Source organism: Dyadobacter sp. Leaf189 (assembly GCF_001424405.1).
Taxonomy (GTDB): domain Bacteria; phylum Bacteroidota; class Bacteroidia; order Cytophagales; family Spirosomataceae; genus Dyadobacter.
The window spans coordinates 231,249-253,740 of record NZ_LMPS01000001.1 but is presented as its reverse complement, the minus strand read 5'-3'; the positions used below and the strand labels follow the sequence as shown (position 1 = coordinate 253,740).

At 41.5% G+C, this 22,492-nt stretch carries 15 protein-coding genes; 4 read left to right on the top strand and 11 right to left on the bottom strand.

Annotation, left to right across the window (positions count from 1 at the left end):
• The first annotated feature begins 179 nt into the window (after positions 1–179).
• Both mobF and ASG33_RS01155 read left to right on the top strand, forming a co-directional pair.
• Complete coding sequence (gene mobF / locus ASG33_RS01160; protein ID WP_082489134.1) at positions 180–2,912, top strand: MobF family relaxase; 2,733 nt, start codon at positions 180–182, stop codon at positions 2,910–2,912.
• Entirely contained in the window at positions 2,896–3,300 is a 405-nt protein-coding gene (locus ASG33_RS01155; protein WP_157474504.1) for a hypothetical protein, read from the top strand. The genes mobF and ASG33_RS01155 overlap by 17 nt, the downstream gene beginning before the upstream one ends.
• A 35-nt stretch (positions 3,301–3,335) precedes the next feature.
• On the opposite strand, the gene ASG33_RS01150 is transcribed toward ASG33_RS01155, so the two are convergent.
• The 4 genes from ASG33_RS01150 to ASG33_RS01135 all read right to left on the bottom strand — a co-directional run bounded on the left by ASG33_RS01150 (position 3,336) and on the right by ASG33_RS01135 (position 6,068).
• A complete protein-coding gene (locus tag ASG33_RS01150; protein WP_056279453.1) occupies positions 3,336–3,539 on the bottom strand; it encodes a hypothetical protein in 204 nt (67 codons plus the stop codon).
• 231 nt (positions 3,540–3,770) lie between these two features.
• Positions 3,771–4,607 carry an ArdC family protein gene (locus tag ASG33_RS01145; protein ID WP_200942711.1) on the bottom strand — a complete coding sequence of 279 codons (837 nt, stop codon included), beginning with the start codon at positions 4,605–4,607 and terminating at the stop codon, positions 3,771–3,773.
• Positions 4,608–4,904: 297 nt separating this feature from the next.
• Complete coding sequence (locus ASG33_RS01140) at positions 4,905–5,831, bottom strand: toprim domain-containing protein (protein ID WP_056279451.1); 927 nt, start codon at positions 5,829–5,831, stop codon at positions 4,905–4,907.
• A gap of 42 nt (positions 5,832–5,873) precedes the next feature.
• On the bottom strand, positions 5,874–6,068 hold the full coding sequence (locus ASG33_RS01135; protein ID WP_056283095.1) for a helix-turn-helix domain-containing protein: 195 nt from the start codon (positions 6,066–6,068) through the stop codon (positions 5,874–5,876).
• Positions 6,069–6,504: 436 nt separating this feature from the next.
• On the opposite strand from ASG33_RS01135, the gene ASG33_RS01130 reads away from it, so the two are divergent.
• A complete protein-coding gene (locus ASG33_RS01130) occupies positions 6,505–8,937 on the top strand; it encodes an AAA family ATPase (RefSeq protein ID WP_162242716.1) in 2,433 nt (810 codons plus the stop codon).
• Positions 8,938–9,112: 175 nt separating this feature from the next.
• On the opposite strand, the gene ASG33_RS01125 is transcribed toward ASG33_RS01130, so the two are convergent.
• Positions 9,113–10,285, bottom strand: a complete 1,173-nt coding sequence (locus tag ASG33_RS01125) for a phage integrase central domain-containing protein (protein WP_229238523.1) — start codon at positions 10,283–10,285, stop codon at positions 9,113–9,115.
• Positions 10,286–11,259: 974 nt separating this feature from the next.
• The gene (locus tag ASG33_RS01120; protein WP_056279443.1) at positions 11,260–12,300 is read right to left on the bottom strand and encodes an IS110 family transposase; all 1,041 of its coding nucleotides are present in this window, start codon (positions 12,298–12,300) and stop codon (positions 11,260–11,262) included.
• 607 nt (positions 12,301–12,907) lie between these two features.
• On the opposite strand from ASG33_RS01120, the gene ASG33_RS01115 reads away from it, so the two are divergent.
• Positions 12,908–14,719: a hypothetical protein gene (locus tag ASG33_RS01115; protein WP_056279441.1), complete on the top strand. Its 1,812-nt coding sequence runs from the start codon at positions 12,908–12,910 to the stop codon at positions 14,717–14,719.
• A 44-nt stretch (positions 14,720–14,763) separates the two neighbouring features.
• Here ASG33_RS01115 and ASG33_RS01110 read toward each other — a convergent pair whose 3' ends face one another.
• The 5 genes from ASG33_RS01110 to ASG33_RS01090 are packed head-to-tail and all read right to left on the bottom strand — an operon-like array spanning position 14,764 to position 22,476.
• Entirely contained in the window at positions 14,764–16,806 is a 2,043-nt protein-coding gene (locus ASG33_RS01110) for an AIPR family protein (RefSeq protein ID WP_056279439.1), read from the bottom strand.
• Complete coding sequence (locus ASG33_RS01105; protein ID WP_162242715.1) at positions 16,803–17,819, bottom strand: PD-(D/E)XK motif protein; 1,017 nt, start codon at positions 17,817–17,819, stop codon at positions 16,803–16,805. The genes ASG33_RS01110 and ASG33_RS01105 overlap by 4 nt, the downstream gene beginning before the upstream one ends.
• Positions 17,809–20,574, bottom strand: coding sequence for a Z1 domain-containing protein (locus ASG33_RS01100; RefSeq protein ID WP_056279435.1), 2,766 nt, complete (start codon positions 20,572–20,574; stop codon positions 17,809–17,811). The genes ASG33_RS01105 and ASG33_RS01100 overlap by 11 nt, the downstream gene beginning before the upstream one ends.
• Complete coding sequence (locus tag ASG33_RS01095; RefSeq protein WP_082489053.1) at positions 20,571–22,112, bottom strand: ATP-binding protein; 1,542 nt, start codon at positions 22,110–22,112, stop codon at positions 20,571–20,573. The genes ASG33_RS01100 and ASG33_RS01095 overlap by 4 nt, the downstream gene beginning before the upstream one ends.
• Entirely contained in the window at positions 22,096–22,476 is a 381-nt protein-coding gene (locus tag ASG33_RS01090) for a very short patch repair endonuclease (protein ID WP_200942710.1), read from the bottom strand. Before ASG33_RS01090 ends, ASG33_RS01095 begins: the two co-directional genes overlap by 17 nt.
• Positions 22,477–22,492: the final 16 nt, after the last annotated feature.

Here is a 22,492-nt window from a genome sequence, read left to right as displayed (position 1 = left end):
GGAAGACGTCTGATACAAGTTTGTTTAACGGATTAAATTTTTCTCCTGCACAGCTCATACGATCTCGTCAACACAGCATCTTTAACGGTGATGTTTAATGAAGATGGTTTTTTCTTACGCCATTTAGAAACAGACGACCGTGATATAACTCCTCCTGTAAGATCATTGGTATGATACGAATGATCCAAAGCAACAGCGCAGCCCAAGCGAAGGCCTATTTCTCGCAATCGCTTTCAAAAGCAGATTATTACGTTAATGATCAAGAGTTGAATGGCCATATTCAGGGCAAACTTGCAAAACGATTGGGATTGGCCGGGAGAGCGACGAAAGAGACGTTTTTCGCCCTCTGCGAAAACGTCCATCCGTTCACAGGTGAGCATTTAACTCCGCGAACGAAGAAGGAGCGCACTACCGGCTATGACATTAATTTCCATTGTCCCAAATCAGTGTCCATCCTCCATGCCCTATCCAAGGATGACCATCTACTGAAAGCATTTGAGGCAAGCGTTAAGGCCACAATGAAGGACATAGAAGCCGATGCCAAAACGAGGGTGCGCAAGGGCGGCCGAGATGACGACAGGCTGACAGGTGAGCTTCTATGGGCAGATTTTGTCCATCAGACCGCACGTCCAGTTAAAGGACACTTTCCCGACCCGCACGTTCACGCCCATTGCTTTGTCTTCAACCAGACTTGGGATGAACAGGAACAGAAGGTAAAGGCCGGACAGTTCCGGGATATCAAGCGGGACATGCCCTACTACCAGGCGCGTTTTCATAAATATCTATCTGACCAATTGATTGATCTTTGCTATGGCATCGTGCGTACCGAAAAATCATTTGAAATCGAAAATGTACCCGAACGTGTCATCAACCTGTTTTCAAAGCGGACAGATGAGATCGGCCGGATTGCTAAGGAAAAGGCCGTCACAGATATAGATGAGCTCGGTGCGCTGGGTGCCCGCACCCGCGCCAAAAAGCAAAAAGGTGTTGGTATGGATGAGCTCAAAACTGACTGGAAGCGGCAGATTAAAGAACTCGGATCAGAGGAAGACGGCAAATCAGAGCGGTCTATCCGTTATGCACCCGAAAAGCTCAAAGAAGCCAAGCATGCCAAAGATTGCGTTGACCATGCCATTTTGCATGGGTTTGAACGGGCATCAGTCATACGCGACCGGCGGTTGCTAGAAAGCGCCTATCGCCAAGGCATCGGCGACAGGGCAATTAGCCTCGATGCTGTAACAACCATTCTGAGCAATGACAGCCGCATTATCGGTGTCAAAGATCACGATCAAACCTTACTAACGACTGAGGCTGTGCTAGCCGAAGAGCATTATATGGTGAAGTTAGCCAGATCGGGACAAGGCAGACTAACCCCTTTGTGTATCAAAGCACCGGAACTTAAGCTGGACGGCCAGCAAGCAGCGGCTGTTTCATATGTTCTGACAACCACTAATCGTGTTTCAATCATTCGTGGCGCCGCTGGTTCTGGCAAAACCACCTTGATGCAGGAAGCTGTCAAACACATCGAGAGTGCTGGCAAGACAGTCACAGTTGTCGCCCCTACTTCGCAAGCCTCACGAGGCGTTCTGAAAGACGAAGGCTTCCTAGGTGCCGAAACTGTATCGAAGTTATTAATTGACCAAAAGATGCAGGAGGAACTTGCCGGGCAAGTGCTATGGGTGGACGAAGCCGGGTTATTAGGCACCCAGGACATGACAGCCTTGCTGGAGTTGTCAATCCGGCAAAACGCCCGATTGATCCTTGGTGGTGATACAAGACAGCATTCAGCGGTTATTCGCGGTGACGCGTTGCGCATCCTTAATACGGTTGGCCAGATCAAAACCGCCGAAGTGAACAAGATATACCGACAGCGAAATGAAAATTATCGTAAGGCCGTTGAAGACCTTTCTAATGGCGATGTGAAAGGTGCCTTTGAGAAGCTTATCGGGATGGAAGCTATTCAAGACATTGACCCTCTGAAGCCCAATGAGGCGCTGGTAAAAGATTTCACTAACACGGTAAAGAAGGGAAAGACTGCTCTCATTATCTCTCCTACCCACCACCAAAGCGAAGAAGTCACAGGTGATATTCGGCACGCCCTCCGAAACGCTGGCGTATTGGGAAAGAAAGAAATCACGGCAACACGCCTAGTAAACCGAAACCTCACGGAAGCTGAAAGAAGTGACTGGCGTAATATCAATGTTGGCAATGTTATCCAGTTTAATCAGAATATGGAAGGCATCCAGCGCGGCAGCCGCTGGAAAGTCGAGGAGTGCAATGATCGCCATATTTTGATCCGCAGTAGTAAAAATGAAACGCAATTGCTACCGACCAACAAAAGCGCATTCTACGATGTTTACCGGGAAAAATCGCTTGACCTGGCTAGAGGCGACCTTGTGCGGATAACACGCAATGGTTTTGATGATCAAACGAAAAGGCTAAATAATGGTCAGCTGCTGCAAGTGTCATCGGTTAAAAAGAGCGGTGACATTGAATTAATAAACACTATCAGCAAAGCCACATACAAGATCAACAAGGATTTTGGGCATGTTGCCCATGCTTATTGCATTACGTCACATGCCAGCCAGGGTAAGACAGTTGATGAAGTATTCATATCTCAACCGGCTGCAACGTTTCCGGCAACGGATGCCAAACAGCTCTACGTCTCCGTTTCGCGTGGACGTGACCGTGCCCGTATTTATACTGACGACAAGGAAGAGCTGCTCTCCTACGCACAGCGGATTGGTGACAGACAATCTGCCTTGGAATTGATGCGTAAACGGAAACAGGTTGAGGAACTCGCCAGTGACAACGTTCGACGAAATTTGCAAAAGCCGAAATTCAAAGCGCCAGTCACCTCCAAAAAATCCAAGCCAATAACCAAAGGCATAGATTATGAACCAGGGATTTAAATCACGCTTCGAGCAGATGCGGGAGAACAATCTGGCCAGCGCGGGGACGGAACTGGAAGAGATTCCGGTTAATGGCGATCCGCCAATCCATTCATTTGGGAATGCACGGAATTTATGCTTTGTCTGGCCCGATGGAGGTCAGTCATTCTTCAACTATGCGTATCTTATATCTGCCGACTTTATCCCTGGGGATGAGATGAACAAAATCCGGTTAGGTTTTTCATCGCAGGATGTTGTACTCGAAGGATATCGGTTAGAAACGTTGTTTGCGCAACTGCTCGATCATGTGCCAAAAACCATTACGGCGATTGAAGAAAGATACATTCCACAAGAAATGGTAGAAGAAAGCATTGTAGTAAAAATTGAAATTGAGAAACAAGAAAATTAAGGAAGCCGGGCAAATTGCTTTGCCCGGCAGTGATATTATTCTCTTGGTTTGGCTTTACGAATAACCAAAGGGATATGTTGACCCATGATATTTAAAGACAGGTTCATACCGTCATTGTCCGCATGTATCCATGCAGCACCGGCTTTATTCCAGTCTTTTTGATCAGAACCCTTCTTATCTGTTAAGTAATAAACAGTGTGAGTTGGGAATTTCTTTTCGGTTTGGTTTTCAGTTGTCATCAATAATCTCCTTTGTTTTGTTGTTGATGATGGAAGCAAAAATAGCGGATAAGAACGTGACAGCTCCCCGGAGCGAAGCGGAGTCGAAGATGATTTTTATGCAATAAAAATCAGGGATAAGCGCCAGCACGGGCGTTCCGCTATGCTGACAGCATATATCGACAGACCAAACAAAGCAGATTTGATCTAAACTGAAATCATTTATCGAAAGATATCCAACAAGTCTTACACCTATGAAGGTTGAAGGCTACGGACAAATTCAACTGCCTTTTGCGCGTGGGATGCAGCTGAAAAGATTAACCGTTTGTCATCTTTCAATGCTTTAAGCCAATGTTGAATATAAGCAGCATGACGTTCTTCTGGCATTGGTTCAAAACCAAGATATGCTGCCAGAAAGCAAGCTCCAATTTCTGCAACTAGTTCCTCTTTCGCATATCCTTCATCACCAAATTGCTTACGTCCCAGATCCCGGTTCAATCTGGTTGGGTGTTTTGTCCAGTGAGTTACTTCATGCGCTAAAATTGCGTAGTAATCTTTAATCGTATTGAAGCTCTCTACGGGCGGCATTTGAATACGGTCGGATAGTTGAGAATAAGATGCTTCGCGTCCGGTATAGATATCAGCTTTGGTGTTGGCAAAGAATTCTTCCAGTTCGGCGATACGTTGCGGACGATTGTTCGATTTTGGTTCTGGTATAGCATAGAACTGATCAGGCAAGCCATTTATTTGGGATGCGTTGAAAACAGTGTAGGTTTTGAGGAAGGGGATCTTTCTGGTCTCAGTTTGTCCATCCTTGCCCTCTTCTTCTCTGATTAAGTGGTCGGCATAGACAATCTGGGTTCCCTTCTCACCTTTGATAACTGAACCTTTCATATCCAATGCCTGATTGAACGTCATCCAGTGGGACAAGGGATAGCTTTTTTCAGCAGCAGTTGCCCAGAGCAGAATGGTGTTAATGCCTGTATATGGGATATTATTCCAGCGAAGCGGCAGATTGACCGTTGCAGACATGTTCTGTGAATTCCAGGGTTGACGCCAGGTCAGGTTTCCTTGTTCAAGATCAGACATGATTTTATTAGTCACACGAGAATAGATGTCAGTTTGGATTTGTGGCTCTTGGATCAAAGCATGCTCCTTTTCAATGATTCAAAATGGTAAGTTTAGAATTCGAAGTTTTCTAATTTTCTCCGGTGTCAGGGTTCGGTGATGGAATCATCCGGTGCAAAAGCGAACAAACGGCAAGAATTTTGGTTGGGCGGGGAATGGCGTAGCCAGGCGAAAATTCTTGTTAGTGCAGTGAGTGGCACTGGATATCATCAGCGACTTAAACCCTGATTCCGGAGAGAATTAACACTGACGCAAAACTCATCGGTGAATGATTGGTTTGGTATGTGATGACATCGCCACATGCCATTCATTGACGTCTTTGTGTGGTGCATAAAGATTATTCATGCGGATATGCTGAATGTCCTGTTGAGTATTTAAGAATTCAGCTAGCAATCGTGATGCGTTCGTTCCTGATTTGTCATTGTCCATCCAGCTATAAGCGACGCGATAGCCGTAATTGCGAATGTATGGGAAGGCCTTGGATAAGCAGGAAATTGAATTGAGAATGATGCTGTCACCGTCCAGATAGTCTTTACCAAGTCGGCTGACGGCGGAAAGATAATCCATGAAACCTTCAAACACATGTATGCGTTGCGACAGTGGATTAGCCCCCCTAACAAAAGTTATGGTCTTTGGTTTGGTGCTTCCTTTAAAGAATGGGTTGCGTAATTCGTATCCCCCATCTTCATTCTTAAACCCAAGCGCAAAGAAAAATTTACCGGTCGACTTGTTTTCGACCTGAACTTCTTGGAGACGCTCCTTGGCAAGATTGAGGTCAATTTTCCGCTGACCTAAGTATCGGATCAACGCCAAATGTTCGATCGGTTTAGCCGATTTGACGACAAGTTGTGGATCGGTGATTTCATGCTTATCCAGAAACTGAATTGGCCGAATAATTATATCATTCGTCGCCATATTTTTAATCCAGCGTAATGCATCTGGGGTTGTATAGTCCTCCTTGTTGGCTTTCAGATAGAGGCGCACAAAATCGATTAAATCTCCCCCAGCAGCCTCTCCGTAGTCGTACCAGCGATTAGTTTTAAGATAGACCCAAAAACTCGGTGTCTTTTCCTTGCGGAGTGGTGAGAGATATAGTGCCTTATCACTACTGATCCGTCTCGGATGCCTGTCTAGCCTCGCTAGAATTTCAGGCATAGAGATGGCTTTGGCATGATCGATGTTCATGTCATTCTCCTAAAAATGTAGCTGTTTGAAACGCAGAGTTGGTTAGCGAACCAAGCGATCGTCTAAGAATTTATCCAAATCGGACTTTCGATAACGGACGGCTCGCCCTACTTTGATCGGCTTTAAATCGTAGCGTTTAGTGCAATCCCAAACGGCGAGTGTCCCTGGTGAAACGGCCAAGTAGCGTGCTGCTGCTTTTCGATCAAGCAAAGTTTCGATTAAGTGCGTTTTGATCATTGTATTCTCCTGTCGGTTGTGACCCCATAAAACCCTTAATAGGAATATATACATCATACACTGAATATATTCCTATTACCAACAGAAAACGATAAACGTTAAGAAGGATTAATAACAAACAATAGGCGCAATCTCTTTGAGGCCTCAGTTCAAATTTTTGCCTATTTCCAAGAAAAAGCCTCTAAAGTCACCGAATAATCAAATCACCTTTGCATTTCGACCGAATATTGGTAACATGCAACCTTATTAACCTCCTGGAAGTAAATGAAACCCTTACCCTATATTGACGAACTTGTTGCCAGTGCATCAACGCCATTATCTAAGTTACTTTTTGAGAGGTTTGCTGACTCATTGCGAGACAAATCGTTTTCCCAGTCTGATTATCCAACTTTATTAAGAGAAGTAATGGAGAAATCACTAACCGAGAATGACACAGATGCGGCTTCGTGAACTTAGCATCCACAATTTTCGAGGTTTTGGATCAAGTTCCTCACCAATAAATTTCGACGGAGATCTGCTACTTTTTTTTGGACCAAATGGCTTTGGCAAAACGAGCATATCTGAGGCCATTGAATGGCTTTTCTATGGTTCAACAAAAAGACGTGAACGAGGGGATAAAAATAGTAAAAGAGAGCACGCCGATAGTTATAAGAATGTTCATGCAATTGACGATGTCTATGTTGAAGCAACTGTCAGTTATCAAGGCAATGATTATAAGCTGAGGCGCAAACTTGAAGCCAATGAAACAAGTATAACCTTTGTAGACGGAATTCCAGCACTGTTTGCTTCCATCGGTTTATCACCGGTTGAAGCGGTCTACCCTATCATTGCTCAAAATGGACTACAATCAATCATTCATTCAAGTCCAAAGGATCGAAGAGATGCAGTTTGCGCAGCGCTTGGACTAGATGAATTAGTTGATCTCAAGAGTTCATTGGAAAGTGCGAGATCGTCACTACAGCGAACACCGCCGAATACTGTAATCTTAGCTCGCAAGGAACTGTCTGGTTTTGTTAGTGGCTTAGCTCAAATTGACGAAACGAGAGATCTTGCCAAGCGATGGCAGCAGAGTCCAATGCAGGTATCATCTACAACTGACATTAAAACGCTGTTGGCCGCCGCAAACGCTTTGTCAAAAACACAATCTCCTGATGTTGAAAACGCTTTAATTGCATTGCGAACAAAACGTCAGTCGATTGCAAACAATGTCCTTAATACAAGTACTGTAAAACCACTGCAAAATTACGAGCAGTCTTTTAGCCAGTACAGGGACACTGCTAGTAAACTGCAAGTCGAGCTACTAAATACCATTGGCAAAATACAAGAAGTTTTGAAAGCGAGCGTCAAAGCCTTCAATATTGCTCTACTTAATTTTTGGCGAATGGGACTAGGCTTTGCAAGTGATGAAATCTGTCCTCTTTGTGAACAAGATACTCTGACAAAGTCTAAACAGGAAGAATTAAATGGAAGGATCAAAGCATCTTCTGAGGCTACTGCAGCACATTCCGCACTAAATTCTTCAATTTCCAGCTTATCTACTTTAACTACACGACTTATATCCGACATAGGACGGCTTGGCATTAATGGTCTAACACCTGATGAAAGAACAAAGCTAGTATCGTTATTCCCAAGCCAATCACTGGCTTTACAGGATTTCCTAATAGTTCATGATGATTGGGTTAATGCAAAATCAACAATAAATTCTTTACTCGAACAAATAACAAATTCACTCACAGATTTAGCTGTTGCAGTCACCGACCCGCAGAGGGTATTAACAGTGGTTGAAAGCTTGAATAGCTTCAACTTGCAGTTCGAAACTACATCTTCAACTGTAAATACCGCATACAAAACTTATATCAACTCATGGTTACAATTTGACCTTGTACTCCAGGAGATAATTGCATCAGACACAGAGATTGCCAAAATAGATTCTGTTGGAAAGAGCCTAAAAAATATAAATTATATAAAACTCATAACTCGATACAACCAATTGCTCGTCGATACTCAGAATATAATTCGTCAAGTTGAGAGTAAAATCCTGGCTGAGCAAACATCACTTTTGGATGAACGTGGCACAATTGTCAAAGATTTATATGATCGCCTAAATATTGGAGCGCAAGTCGGCTTTCATAAAATGGAGCCAGGAAATGATAATCTTAAATTACATGCATCCAGTTTTGGTAAAATTATGCACGCAGCTTCGATGCTAAGCGAGTGTCAGCTCAATTGTCTTGGATTGGCGACTTTCTTGATGCGAGCAAATAGCAATGTGTCGCCGTTTGGCTTTATAGTTCTAGATGATCCTGTCCAATCGATGGATGATGCTCATGCCGAATCCTTTATGAGCGACATTGTACCTCACCTTTTGGATGACCATAACAAGCAAGTCATAATCTTATCCCATGCCAAGAAAATAAGTGAGCGCCTTAATGCCCTCAATCAGCACCGTTCCACTAGAGTCTATCATTTTGAAAAGTATGAGCAGACGGGACCTATTTTGACAGAACAAGTTGAGATGGCTCAAAAGCTCTCCCAAATAAAAGATGCGATGAAAGGAAACGAGGATAATAGGAAGTTTGCAGTGGATCGCATTAGAGTACTGGCAGAAGCACTAATACGCCGTTTGTATGAGAAAGTTAATTCAGCACCAGTGCCGTCCACGCTGGACACCTCATCAGCTAAACCATTACTTGCACTTTTTCAATCCATCCCAGGAACAACACAACAAGAACATGCAGGGTTGAAAGACACAATTAGTTTTGCTGATCCTGCGCATCATACACAGGTCGGATATGCAACTCCTGTTCAACAACAGATTAGTCCGCATGTGAGTCGGTTAGAAACCATGATAAAAAAATATGACCTTTAAGGGTGACCGTTTCATTGTTATTCTCTTATAGCAGCGTAATATGAGCTTCTGGCGGTGACAGCTTCCGAAACGTTGGGTTAACACTGGTTTTTTTGTAAAATAAACAATGTTTATCGTCTAAAGAACGGTTGAGAAGTTCACGCCTAACTTATTGATTGCGCGATAGTCGGATTGCTTAGCTATGGTCAATGTAATCTGCATAATCCTGCATCATTCTTACACGTTGCGGCAAAAATTTTGCTCGATCATAAGCACGATCAATACTATTTTTAGGGACGTGTGCTAACTGTCGATCTGCAATATCGTGCGCATATCCCAGCTTCTCCTTTAGTATTCCGAGCGCTAATGAACGGAATCCATGTCCTGTCATTTTTCCGCTGTAACCCATTCGTTTAATGGCAACCAGCATGGTATTCTTAGACATATGTGTCCCGGTATCGTAGTACCCCGGAAAAATGAACTCATTATTTGAATGCAAGATCTTTAATTCGCCAAACATAGCTAACGCCTGTCGTGATAGCGGCACAACATGCGGAAGCTTCATTTTCATACGCTCGGCAGGTATAACCCACATGGCTTTATCAAAATCGATTTCGTTCCATTTTGCTTCTACAAGTTCGCACGTACGGACAAACGTTAGAAGTAGTAATTTAAGAGCTATGAAGGTTTGACGGTGTACCTTACTTTCGTAGTTGTTGAGACAGGCTAGAAATTCAGGAAACTCATCAACAGAAATAGAGGCGTAGTGCCCTCGCTTAAATTTTCGCATGGCCGCCTCTAACCCGTAGGTCGGATCACTATCTGCACGACCTGTCGCAATGGCGTATTTAAAGATGTGACCGCACAACGCTTTCATTCGGCGCGAAAGATCGGGAGCAGTCTTTTCTATTTTTTGCAGGCAGCTCAGCATTATCAGCGGCTTGATATCTGCAAGCGGAAATTTAGCCAAAGAAGGGAATACGTATTTTTCAAGACGGTGCTTGACGATCGCGGCGTGTGTTGGTTTCCATAGAGAAGTTTGCTTTGAATGCCATTCTATGGCCATCGATTTGAAATCGAGTTGTGCAGTCAAAGCCTGCATTTGAGCTGTTTGCAAACGCTTAGAGACAGGATCAATACCGTCGCGTATGTCCTTCTTGATTACTTCTTTCGCATTACGGGCTTCCGCAACTGAAACAGAAGGATAGGCGCCAATCGATATCCGCCTTTCTTTTCCGTGAAGCCTGTATTTTAATCGCCAAAATTTTGTGCCGTGTGGAGTGACTTCCAGATATAGGCCTTCACCATCTGAAATTTTGTACGGCTTTGTTTTTGGTTTTGCTGACTGACAGGTTAGATTGGATAACATTATTATCGACCTCCCTGATTCGCGAAGCTAGAAATCTGCTGCATTGCTACAAGTTTCATGCCCCCAATCATGCCCCCACTTTGTGTTAGTATGGGTGAATGATAGGAATATATTGATAAGGTCAGTTTAGCGTTAAACTGCTGCGAAAATTGAATTTTTCGCGTTCTGGTAAGAACAAATAATGTCAGTAAAAAAAAGAGTGGTGCCGGATGTCGCATCGCATTTTTCCTTGTAAGTGATTGAGTTCATTGTCAATTATACGGATTATCTCTCTGAGTGCCCCCAACTATGCCCCCAATTACACCTAACGTCCGTACAGACAGTGTATCAAATCTCAGATTGTGGTGCAACTTATCCGTTGCGCCACAATCTGATCTGGACGGACTAATTATTGTGAAAAAGATATGTTTGTTAAGCGGCCTGCAACTCCGTAACCACCAAAACTCAAACCAGGTAATGCCTAATTCTGGCTAGGGTGCATCACTTCATCGTTGCGCCTGAGGGTAGACTTGTACTTTCCTTAGGCTCGAAGCCTCAAACGCGCATTAGAAATTCCTCAGTGACTAGGCCGCTTAATATCGGTCGGCATAAAATAAATGTTGAAAATTAAGCGGCCGCAAAACAATATGTCCAATACTTAGAATAGGTTGTCCCTGGATGCTCGGCCGGTAAATATTGCCATTAATGCTGCCAAAAGTACGCTTGTACATCTGATAGGCATAAAAGCCTCAAACGATTGCTAGTAATTTCTTTGGGCAAAGCCGCTTAACTTGTATTGCTGTTTCATAGGCATTAGCCGTCTTTACGTTTAGAAACCATTTTGAAATTAGGTAGATCAAATGAGCTTAATGTTAAGCGGCCCGCAACTAGCAATTGCCAAGACCATCAGTAGAAACGTTCTAGTCCTTCTCAAGGCACATCACATCATCATTGCTCCCGAAGGTAAGCTGTGACATCTGATAGGCAACCAGCCTTTACAGTTTGCTAGCAATTCTTTGGGAAAGGCCGCTTAATGTCGGCCAATCTTCATATTTTTTATCATGGATAACGCATGAAAAAATCCGATGGATCAGTTTATTACGAAGGGCATTTATGATGCTCATCTTGTTTTTGCCTTCTTTTACTTTTCTCTGATAATAGATCGCCAACGAGCTATCCGTTTTTTTGATGTTTAGCATCGCCGCCATATGAAGTAAGGCTTTCAGCTCCTTATTGGCGTAGAACGATACTTTTGTTCTTCCTAATACACTTATCCCCGATGACCAAGGAAATGGCGCTACGCCGCAAAAGCTTGCAAATTTTCGTGCGGTGGAAAAATCCTTAAACTCGTTGGTATGTATAATTATCTGAATTCCGATAACATTGCCGATCCCTCGCACCGAGGTTGTCAAGTCAAACAAGTGACTGAGCCGTTCATCGGATTTAACAATCGCTATTAAACGTCTTTCAACATCTAAAATATCCTGCGTAACTGCATCCACGCTTCGGACGCTATGAGCTGCGAGATTGTCGGCGGCGACCGAATCAAGATAGTAGCGCTCCATCTTGAGGTTACCCTTCAAGATCATCTTCACTTTCAACAGGCGCTTCCTTATGGTAAGGAGATTTTGCATCTCAATGATACAGGGTCGAGGAGGTGTCCATTCGCGGAGGGTAGGGAAATTTTTTCTTGCATAGTCAGCAATTCGTATTGCATCCTTTTTGTCAGTCTTTCCTCTTTGAAGTCCTAACGAACGTTTGATCTGCAATGGTGACTCCAGATAAATTGGAATATGCATTTTGAGAAGTACGTCCGTCATGAACTTGGCATAAAGACCCATGTTCTCGGCACAGAAAGCCAGATCTGCATTTCTCAGCTTAAACTGGGTTTTTAGTCCTTTCACGAAGTTGCGGAAATCCTCCACTGAGTTCGCAATATGATATGATAGCGTTTCATTTCGCTCGGAAATCAGAGCTATATCTAAGGTGTGCTTTGAGATATCGACACCGGCAATAAGTTTTGGTAGTCGTTTCATAGGCCTAAATATCAGCTAATTACAAGCTAAAATAAATAATGAATCGCAATTAAACCACATCCTGCCTTCACTATTAGCAGTTCATTCCAGTCCGTTATAAATGATATCTTGGCAGAGACCGTTAATGTGATTGTCGCTAAATCCTATCTTACTAGATCCATTTCGTTATCAGCCGGAACTTCATCGAATTGCTTCCTGAAACTCAAGATAAGTCCCAGGAAGGATGACCGTGTTAACCGCGTCGGCACTTACTATGTCATGCATATACGATTTAGATGTCGAATCGCAATTTTCTTCCTAAGCGATTGAATTCACGATCGTTAAAACTGAGTCTTCATCTGAACGCCCCCCAGTTATGCCCCCAGTCACTGTTAATGCTGTATAAGCTATAATTTCGGTTGGCGTTCCCTAAAAGAACTGAAATCGGTGAAGACGTTATAAGTGTGAAGGATGCAGGCACCTTAGAAACCAGCCATACAAATCATATTTAAATTGATGAATTAGACTTTTAGCACTGAAATAGCTCACATTAAAAAACTGATCATAAATTGATTGCCATTTACGAGAAACTTCCCAACTTAGCAATTCAACTTCACAGAAGAAAACGATGCACTTCAGTTATCTCCTTCAATTCAACGACATCTTCGAAGTAAGCGAAAATGACACAAAAGAGAATTGTCTCCGAAGATTGCCAAAAAAGTATGTTTTAGAGGCATGTATTTATATAGCAAACTATTCAAATTTAGATAAAAGCCCGCATGAAATATTGAATTACTTATTCCATCCAACTCAGGATAGAGAATTCAGAAATGAAGTCGCAGCTTCTCTAAGTCAATTTGAAGCTAGATTAAGAAATGAACCAACAACAGCACATTGGGATTGGTCCATTCTTAACAAAGTCTCATTGCTGAAATTATACGAGTTCACTTTTTACAATAAAGAAGATAATGATGAGGATTTAGTAGGTAATAATAACACTCAGGACCTGTTTAAACTTATCCTGCTATTTAATAGAGATGAAAATATCCTGGATGAGACTCTAAAAACAAGTGTTACTGGGATAAATCCCGCTTATGAGAAAATTACTGCGATGGTACTTGCAAAAGGGCTAGCTCAGTTTGAATTGACGAATCGTTCGAGCAAACATTGGCTTGCAGACGTATTTTTAACTCAGTTTAAAAAGGCATTATTGCTTTTTAACTTCATTGCCAAAGCCGAGCCAAATTTAATAAGATTATTTCTGCAGAAATACCAGTGCGATACAGTCAAAGATTATATAAACCTGTATTTGCCTCTTGTCCTACCTATTATCAGCCCAAATCCAAACCTAGACGAAACTTTTCCGGTAAGAATTGGGGTACAGAATAACGATGATAATGTAAGGATAGTAAATTTTCTCAACCAGTTTGTCAGCTTCGATGCAACATTAGAGTCTTTGCCTGACTTTGCCACACTTCGAGCAAATCCACTGTATAAGGATACTGACGGTTCATATTTAGCAGTGGAGCCATTATTCGTCGCACAACGGTTGTACAATAGCTTGTATTTTGAATTTCGAGACATTTACCTAGAGCTTAAAACGCCAGAAGAGCAGATAATCAACCCAAGACCAGATGATCAAATAAAAAGATATCTACTTGGTCAATTCAGAAGAATATATACGTCAGAGTTCTCAGAAAATACCCTTCTTTATAAAACATTAGATAGGATCTTTCATAGGAATTTCACTGTAAAACTTCCAGGTACAGTTATCAGAGACAAACTTAACTACATAGGAGAGCCTGATTTCTACGTAAGAAATAGAAACAATATATTTCTATTTGAAAATAAGGATAATTTGGTTTCCGGAGTAATTAAATCATCTAATAATTTTTCTGATATTGAAAATACTTTACAAAGTCTTTTCTTCCAAGATGCCGGTTTAAAGCAAATAATCAATAACATTAAAGCAATTATTGATCCTGCAGCAAATCCAAAACATTTTGATACTGGCTATAACAGAAGAAAGCTCAGTATATTTCCAATTCTCGTTACTGCCAGAAGTGATTTTGAAATTCCCGGGTTTAATAATTATCTTCAAAAAGACTTTAATCGTCGCCTAGCGGAACTGAAAGTCAACGGGTTAGAAGTATCTAATGTAAGACCTCTAACTGTTATCAACATTGATACACTTATAACGTTTGACAGTGAATTAAGGGATGATACCGCCTATCTTGCTAACCGTATAAACTCTTATCATGGACAGGTAAACAATATCAGAAAGCAATTTGACTTGGGAATTTACGAGCATACGGACGAGTTATCTTTTTACACTGAACCTTTTTCAGCATACATGAAATTCAATGCTGTAAAAGAAGTGAGCTCAAGACAACTAGTAAAGAAAAAAAATAGTTTTATGGATTTGTTTAAAACCCTGTAACGAAAAAATCAAGTTTTTTGGCATTTAAACAATGATGTAATCGTTCAGTCAATTTTAAATCCTAACTTAGTTATCTCCTCCAATATAGCAATGCCATGTTTAGCTTGCTTGTAACTTAGGTTTCCTGACTTGGCCAAAATCTTGCCGATTGAAAACGATAAACTACGTTGCCAAGCTTGAAGATTACTTGTCTCTTTAGCCCATTTTGATATCTCAAACCACGTTTCTGATTTAACACCAGACACATGCAATATTAGCGCTTGATCTTCTTTATTAGGAGCATCAATACCTTTATCTTGTACCAGATTACTACCAAGATCCAAGTTGATCAATTCTGCATCTAACTTAACAGGCAGTTCTACACTTAGCTGTTTTATAAGATCCCAACATTCTTTTCGCTTGCACCATTCAGTTATATTTCTGGCGTTAGGCGGATTGACGATCGCTTTATGTATTTCTATTGAAATGGTCTTAATTGCTTCCTGAAGAATGATGGAAATATTCTGCTCACGCCAAATTTTATCAAAATCAATGAGCTGAGATGTATAGTGAGACAGCCATGCAATAGTATATGTCACAATATTGGCCCGATAACCTCCAAATTTTTGATCACTTATGACCTTTTCGGCTTTCTTAAACAATATAGCCTTAGCAATAAGATGCTCAAAATATGTAACATCAACGTTAACATGACCTCGCTCCCTTAGATGCAGGGAAAAATGAGTAAAACATTTCTGCGCACCCAAACTGACAATATGCGGGAGTTGCATCCAAGTATTTTCATACTTTGCTAAATCCGTCTTAGTAAACTTTTGTTTGTTTGGAGCTGTGGCTTCAAATTGGCGCTTTTTGGCTGGCGTTAACTCTCGATTTTTAGCGTCAAGATACTGCCCTCTTGCTCGTTCATAAAACCACCTTGTCTGCCTATTCGTGCCATCAATGGCAGGAGCCCAAACAATCCGAGAAAACTCTTCCACTTTGACATGGAATGGGTCATTCGCATCAAAATCAGCATCATTAACTTTATTCTGGCTGTTAGCATAACGAGAAATTAGAGGAACAATCTCGTCTATCTGTTCGAAAGGTATAACAGATAATTTCGCTTGAACATAAATTCCTTTGAGATCCGTTTTGTCCTTTTTTGCCGTATGGTAAAGTGATGCAGTAGTCTGTCCACCGTTAACAATCTGCAGATTTCTAATTTTTCTAATTTGAGCATGACTCTCACTGTTATCTGCAAACTCAATTTCGTCCGCGGTACCAGATATTCCGTTGTTGTATGCAAAAAATCTATGAGGCTCTTCAAGAATGGTTTTTCGGATTCCCTTATTAACGTTGCCTCTGGCCTGCAAAAACGAACGAACATTTCGTTCCAGAAGTCTAGGGCCGTATTTTTCATAAATTCCTGCAAGTATCTCACCAGGAATAACTGCCAAGTAACCTTGATAGTCAGAATGCGGATCGACCATTGATAAACATGGAATTGTAGTGCCAAATTCGTCTTCGAAGTTTATTTCAATAGTTTCAAACTTTCTTCCTGAACTGACGAAACGATATAGTCTTTCTATATCCCATACGTGGAAAGAAGCTGTAATTCCTGAGGTGCTTTCAGGCACATAAGTACCTGCATTCACAATACCATCAGTAAGGAGATAAATCCTAATTTGTACAAGTTCGTCACGGAGACCATGTATTCTGAGGAACATATCATATACTTCTGAGGATTCCTCCAATGATGTATAATGTCCCCCCAGCGCCTTTTTAAGCATACCTTCCGCTTGTCGAAACGCGGTTTCGGTCTGTGTTTTTGTAACAGTTACGGGAGGGCACTGTTGATTGAAAACAGAAATGAAGATATCAAGGCAAGTATCATCCTGACTAACATTATAGCCATTTACATGCATGCCTCGAGATTTATAATAACAAACATTAATATCATCAATTTCTCCGGCCTCTATTAGAGATTCTGAAACCAGGCGTGTAAATTCGTTTACACGAAATTCACCATGTTCTTCACTGTCTGATGATGCGATAACTTCCTGTAAGAGTTGGTCTGAGAAGTTATTAAGCTGATCCTGATCACTCATTTCGTATTCCTGCGTATATGTTCTATAACTTCATCGAATGGCGCTGTAAATTTTTTACATTCCGCCACACTAATTGAATATGAAAGATCGCCTACACCTATTGGCAAATCTCTTTCTGTGAGACGTGGGAAACCGTCAACTACTCTAAAAATGTTTTCTTCCCTGACAGCATACCCTCTCGGCAGATATAGATCGTTGTGAATATCAAGATACCCTCTTTCCATTAAGGCAGATTCAAAATGAGATAACGCACCATAAACTGATTGTATCATCTCACGTATATCCGTGATAATGGCAGGCAAGGTATTTACATGACTTTCAATGACAGACAGTGACAGATGGAATAAATACAGATATGCTACGAGAGTTTCATCTAACTGCTGTTCATTCGCGATCTGCATTTTTTGATGCTGTTTAGTAATGCACGTTTTAACTTCCAGTGCGATGTCCCCAAACTGAAAATCGTGCTGTCTGTTTTTCGAGCCCGTCCATCCCAAAATTCCCGAAATAAAATAGTCTTCTTTTGTAAGAATAAATTTTTTCAGAAAATAAAGCTCGCCATACAACCCTCTTTGTGCCATTTCACTTAATCCATTGATACTGTTCCTCTCAAAAAATTCCCGCCATTGTCCTAATTTTTGAAGAAAAGTGTGCATGGCTTGTCGTTCGCTTGAACATGACTGCAAGCTTTCATAAAGATTTACTAGCATGACAGAAAATACTTCATTAAATACAGGGTCATTCGCACTGAGAATGATTGTAGCATGAGTTTCCGGTTCTTCCCCTGTTACGTGAACGTTTAAGTCAAAACCACGAAGTTCAGGCATGTGCTCTTTTGACGGAAACAGTATACGAGGCGCCTGCATTAAAAAAAGCCGATTAAGAGATGGCCTTTGAACGCCTGCATACATGGTGCATGCAGAATTGGAATTAAGTAAGCGCTTTAAGATTCCATCCTCAGTTATCTGGCGAGCCTCAGCCTCAAGCTCCGACCATAAATCGTCAAGCTTCATCTTCATCCTCCTCCCCATAGCGATCTCTCCAATACTTTGTATTTACCTGGTATTCAATCGCACTGGCTTCACCAAGATTACTCTTCGGAAAGCTGATTGCGAAACCTATTACTGGAGTTTCTACTGAAGGCTCTTCATTCTGTAATGGGTTTTCAAGTGGGTATAAAAGTAGTAACGCATTTTGTGGTTCCCGTATATTCCGGATGAAAGGGCCACTTGGACGTTTGGGTTCATTCTTGCCTCTAGCTTCGCCTGCTTTCCACGCTGCGATATTTGCTTCCAGTGCAATTCTCGACTGCTCCTCGGTAAGGTCCAGCATCTCATCTCCCGGGCTAAGAATGTTGGATCTTTTCAACATATAGAGATCTTTGTCATTAGGCGTATCGTCTGTACGCTGAAGCAGCCCAACTCTATAACCTCCAATGTCTACCTTATCTACTTCTCTCTTAGTGCTGTTTGAAATTAAACCCACAGTCCAGTTCACAAGCTCTCCTTGAGCGTAAAGCTTCCTAATATATTTTATAAGCAGATCGCTCTCAGTTTGACGCGACAGTGGATGTGATGAGTAATTTTCTAAAAATTTGATAATTTGAGCTGCTGCTACATTCGTCCACGTTACTCCCTTGTTTTCTCTTCTTGCAGGTTCAGATAAAGATTTTATCCAGCTCTCAGTTATATTGAAGTTATTCTGGTAGACATTATTTATCTTCTGAAAAATAGTTGTTTGAGAAAGATGCCCTGAAAACGACACCCTCATTCGGTTACCGTGACGGATTTTATTGGCAGCTGTTACACTGAGACCCGCAGGGTGCGTTCTAACTTTTAAACCATAATCTTCAGGGGTACGGCGACTTAGTTCCATAAAATTAAACTCTCGCCGCAGTTCTTCATTTGCAACAGCAATATGCTCATACCATCCGATAATATCATCAGTTGAATAAAGTCGACATAGATCTGCATACCCGGGTCGATAGCCGAACCATCTGCCCATTTGAAGAAGTGTGTCATAGTTCTTGGATGGACGAATATAGTAACTAACAGATAGGCCTTCAAGTGTTAAACCCCGTGATAACTTATCGCCACCCACAGCAATAACATTAAGTCCATTAGGATGATTAGCGTAATCCAGAGCACCCCCAACGTCTCCATTAATCCCTCTTACTTCAATTTTGGAAATAGCATTTAATAGTTCATTGCGAACATCTTCCCATTCAATAGGAATTAATTGAGGATCATTGTTTTCTTTACCAACAGCATTTATCGTGGGTAGGTAATCTTCGATCCAGAGATTTTCGAGATCTTCAAAAAGTTTTACAGCCTGCATCCCGGTATTGTATTCAATAGTTCGGAACATATTAACAAGCTCATTACTAACCAATTCCATTACTTGACGCTGAACCATGTTAAATCGCGTCACGTGAATCAGCATTGAGTTGTCAACATCCTTTTGTCCTCGCACCCGACGTGCAGCGCAACTTATCACGAATGATTGAATCGCACAGATTAACGTCTCCGGTAGATTATTTACTTGAAGATCTTTCTTATGTGCCTGAGGAAATACCACTTCTGCATCTATTGCACTCCGGGTAAGTGGAAGGCCTTCTTTAATTTCATTTCCACCCTCAAGATCCTCAGACAGACCAAAAAGCTGTGCAGGTCCAATGTAATTAGTTGGGGGAGTAATTGAATAGATAAATCCTCTTGGAAAAAGATCGTCGCCATATTTAGACTTATCTTCTGTGTCTGGAAGAATGAATATATTCGCAAACGGCGTTGCTGTGTAGCCAACATAAGATCTTTGTTGAAAGGCATTTAATATCAGACGAATAGCCTTGTTAATTTGGGTAGGATCTTCATCTTCCTTTTTTGTATTGACCGATGCATTATCAGCTTCATCGTCTAAGAGCAATAAAGGCACTCCATCAAGAATTCTTTTTCCTGTTGCCGGGTGGATCTTTCCCTGGCTTTCAACCCAAGTAAGTATACGCTTTAAAACGGCCGCATTTTTCTTGACAACAAGCAGTAGCGGGCTTCCACCCAACTGTAAATTTGTTGCCTTGTTGGCAAGAAAATCACCGTCTTTTGAACTATAAGTCAGTGGATGAGCAATCAGCTGCCCTGGTGCATCAATCAGTCCTACGCCAATACGGCTGCCGTTGTTATGTAACTTACCTACTTCACTTTCAAATCCCAAAAACTCGGCATCAAGACGCGCCTGAGTTTGACTTCTAAGATCGTTCGTCATTCCAGCTAAAACGATAATCAGTTTATAGCCAGCATCAACGGCCTTACATATTAACCCTGTATAATTAGCTGTTTTTCCTGATTGCACTTCTCCTACTACCATTCCTCTTCGATCCCATTGCCCAGATTGAGCCGGATTTCCGATATCGCTTAGGATATCATCTGTAATCTTGTCCAACCTCGCAGTAACTATAGACGATCTTCCCTTTTCTTCTTCCAAATATTGGCGGTAGCGTTTCCAAAAGTCCCATTGAATGGTAAGTTTTCGGTCAGTTACCCATCTAATATGTTTTGGATCTCTTAAAACTGAAGCTTCCGCTTGCCAAGTATTAACATGAGCTTGAATATCTCGGAAAAGGCCATCTTCATTTACCTCATCATTACGACCTAGTGAGCGCTGCATTTGTAAAACGGCAGTGATGTGCTGTTTTATTTGCTCAGTACTGGCACCATGTTTATCGCGTAAGGATATTATCACATGCTTTTTTACTTCTTCGTATAAACTAATCATTTCTTGTCCTTTAAAAATTCATTTAAGCAAACTTCAACAACATCGGGAAACAAGCTGAATGGATCCATCGCAAGTAACCTTCGTTTGGCTTCTCCTTCTTCAACTCCAGTATTTAGCAGAGCGGAAAAACTACTCAACAAGACGCTTTGGAGTATTTCGGGAGGTGCATTTTCGAATGGGGTGCTAAATTTGTCCGGCTCGCCAACATTAGTAACCAAAATGTGAGAAACTGGAATTGATTCCTCTAGAATGCTGAATAGCGCATCAAGATCTATTTTAACACCATTTTTATAAGCCTGCTGAACCAACGGATGTTCACGATTTATAGAGTAAAAAAACTTACCATGTCTAGTCTTTTGCTCCCACATAAATACAAAATCTTGCGCATGTTTTCGCGAAACAACTTTACCACGATGCCTGTAAATATCGACTGCATTGTTACGTGTAAGAACCGCTATTCTCTTAAAATCGCTCTTCAAATACCCCGGAATTTTAGCACGCGATTTTTTTACATCAATCTGCCATTCTCCATCCATTGAATTAGGTAAGTCAACTTGAATACGAGCAAGTTTATAATGCTCCTCTTTTTGAAAACCGAGACTTAACCAGTCCCCACCTACTAACAATCGCTCATTTCGATAGACGTAAAAACCCTGCTGAGCATTCCACCCTCGTGGCCCCGAACCAATCTTATGTGATTCAGTCGAAACCTTTGATTGATGAGGTAAAACATATGGAGTTATGACTAAATTTTTTCCATCACATAAAAGTTTTTCAACAGGTAACTCTTGTGTAGCCCTCTCTGATTTCATGAAGGGATCCCAAGAGGTAATCATACGACCGTTAATCCATATTTTAAGTGAGTTTGGATAATCTAGGAATCGATGAAAAACCATCTCAAGGTGCTGTTTTACTTTTTCAGCACCTTCTAAGAAACGTTTATATGCTTTTTCATCATCAGCTCTATGATTCCCACTAACTCGATCCATCTTTTCCCAAATAACGATAGTCCCTTGGACGGAAATGGTATCATTTATAACCGTAAGTGGTTCCGGCTCAATCAATTTTAACAGCCGCCATTCTTTTTTAATTTTTACGTAGTCAAGATCCCAGCAGCGTTTTACGATTTCTCCATTATTGACTTTTGATACTACGGTTAAACGACGACATTGAGAAAACGACGCGGTTTTTAGGCCCAGACCAAACCTGCCAAGATCTTTTAATGATCGCTCTTTAAGAGGACTTTGACTGCCAGGTCTCATAGCAGAAATTATTGAAGACTCAGTCATACCTTCTCCATCATCTTTGAGACTTATATAGGAGTCACTACCTTTCCATTCAAAACGAATCCAAACATTTTTTGCTTTTGCAGCAATACTATTATCCACAAGATCTGCAATGGCCGTTTCAAGACTATACCCAAACGCTCGAAGAGATTCTATAAGTGCCGAAGGTTCGGGCTGCGTTACATCATATGTTCCTTCAGGATCGTCTATTCCTTCTGGATCTTCGGAAACCGGCTCACTCTTTTGTATCATAGAAATATTCCTTTAAAATCTTTGTCAGCCTGTCTTTATCACGAGTATCACACTCCCAAATAATCAATTGTACCCACTGCGTGGATTTTATTTTCTCAGAGATTTCGTTATCCCGCTTGATATTAGCAGCGAATTTGCCATTCCAAAAATCCATTTTTGATTTAGGTGTATAAGCGTATTTACACCCGTTATGTCGATGCCAGAAGCATCCATGAACATAAATAGCAGTTTTATACTTTGGAAGCACAATATCAGGCTTACCCGGAATATCCGTACGCCCAAGGCGAAACCTCAACCCCAAAGAATGCAAAACCTTTCTCACGGTAATTTCAGGCTTTGTATCTTTCGACCTGATCTGAGACATATTCCAGCTTCGTTTT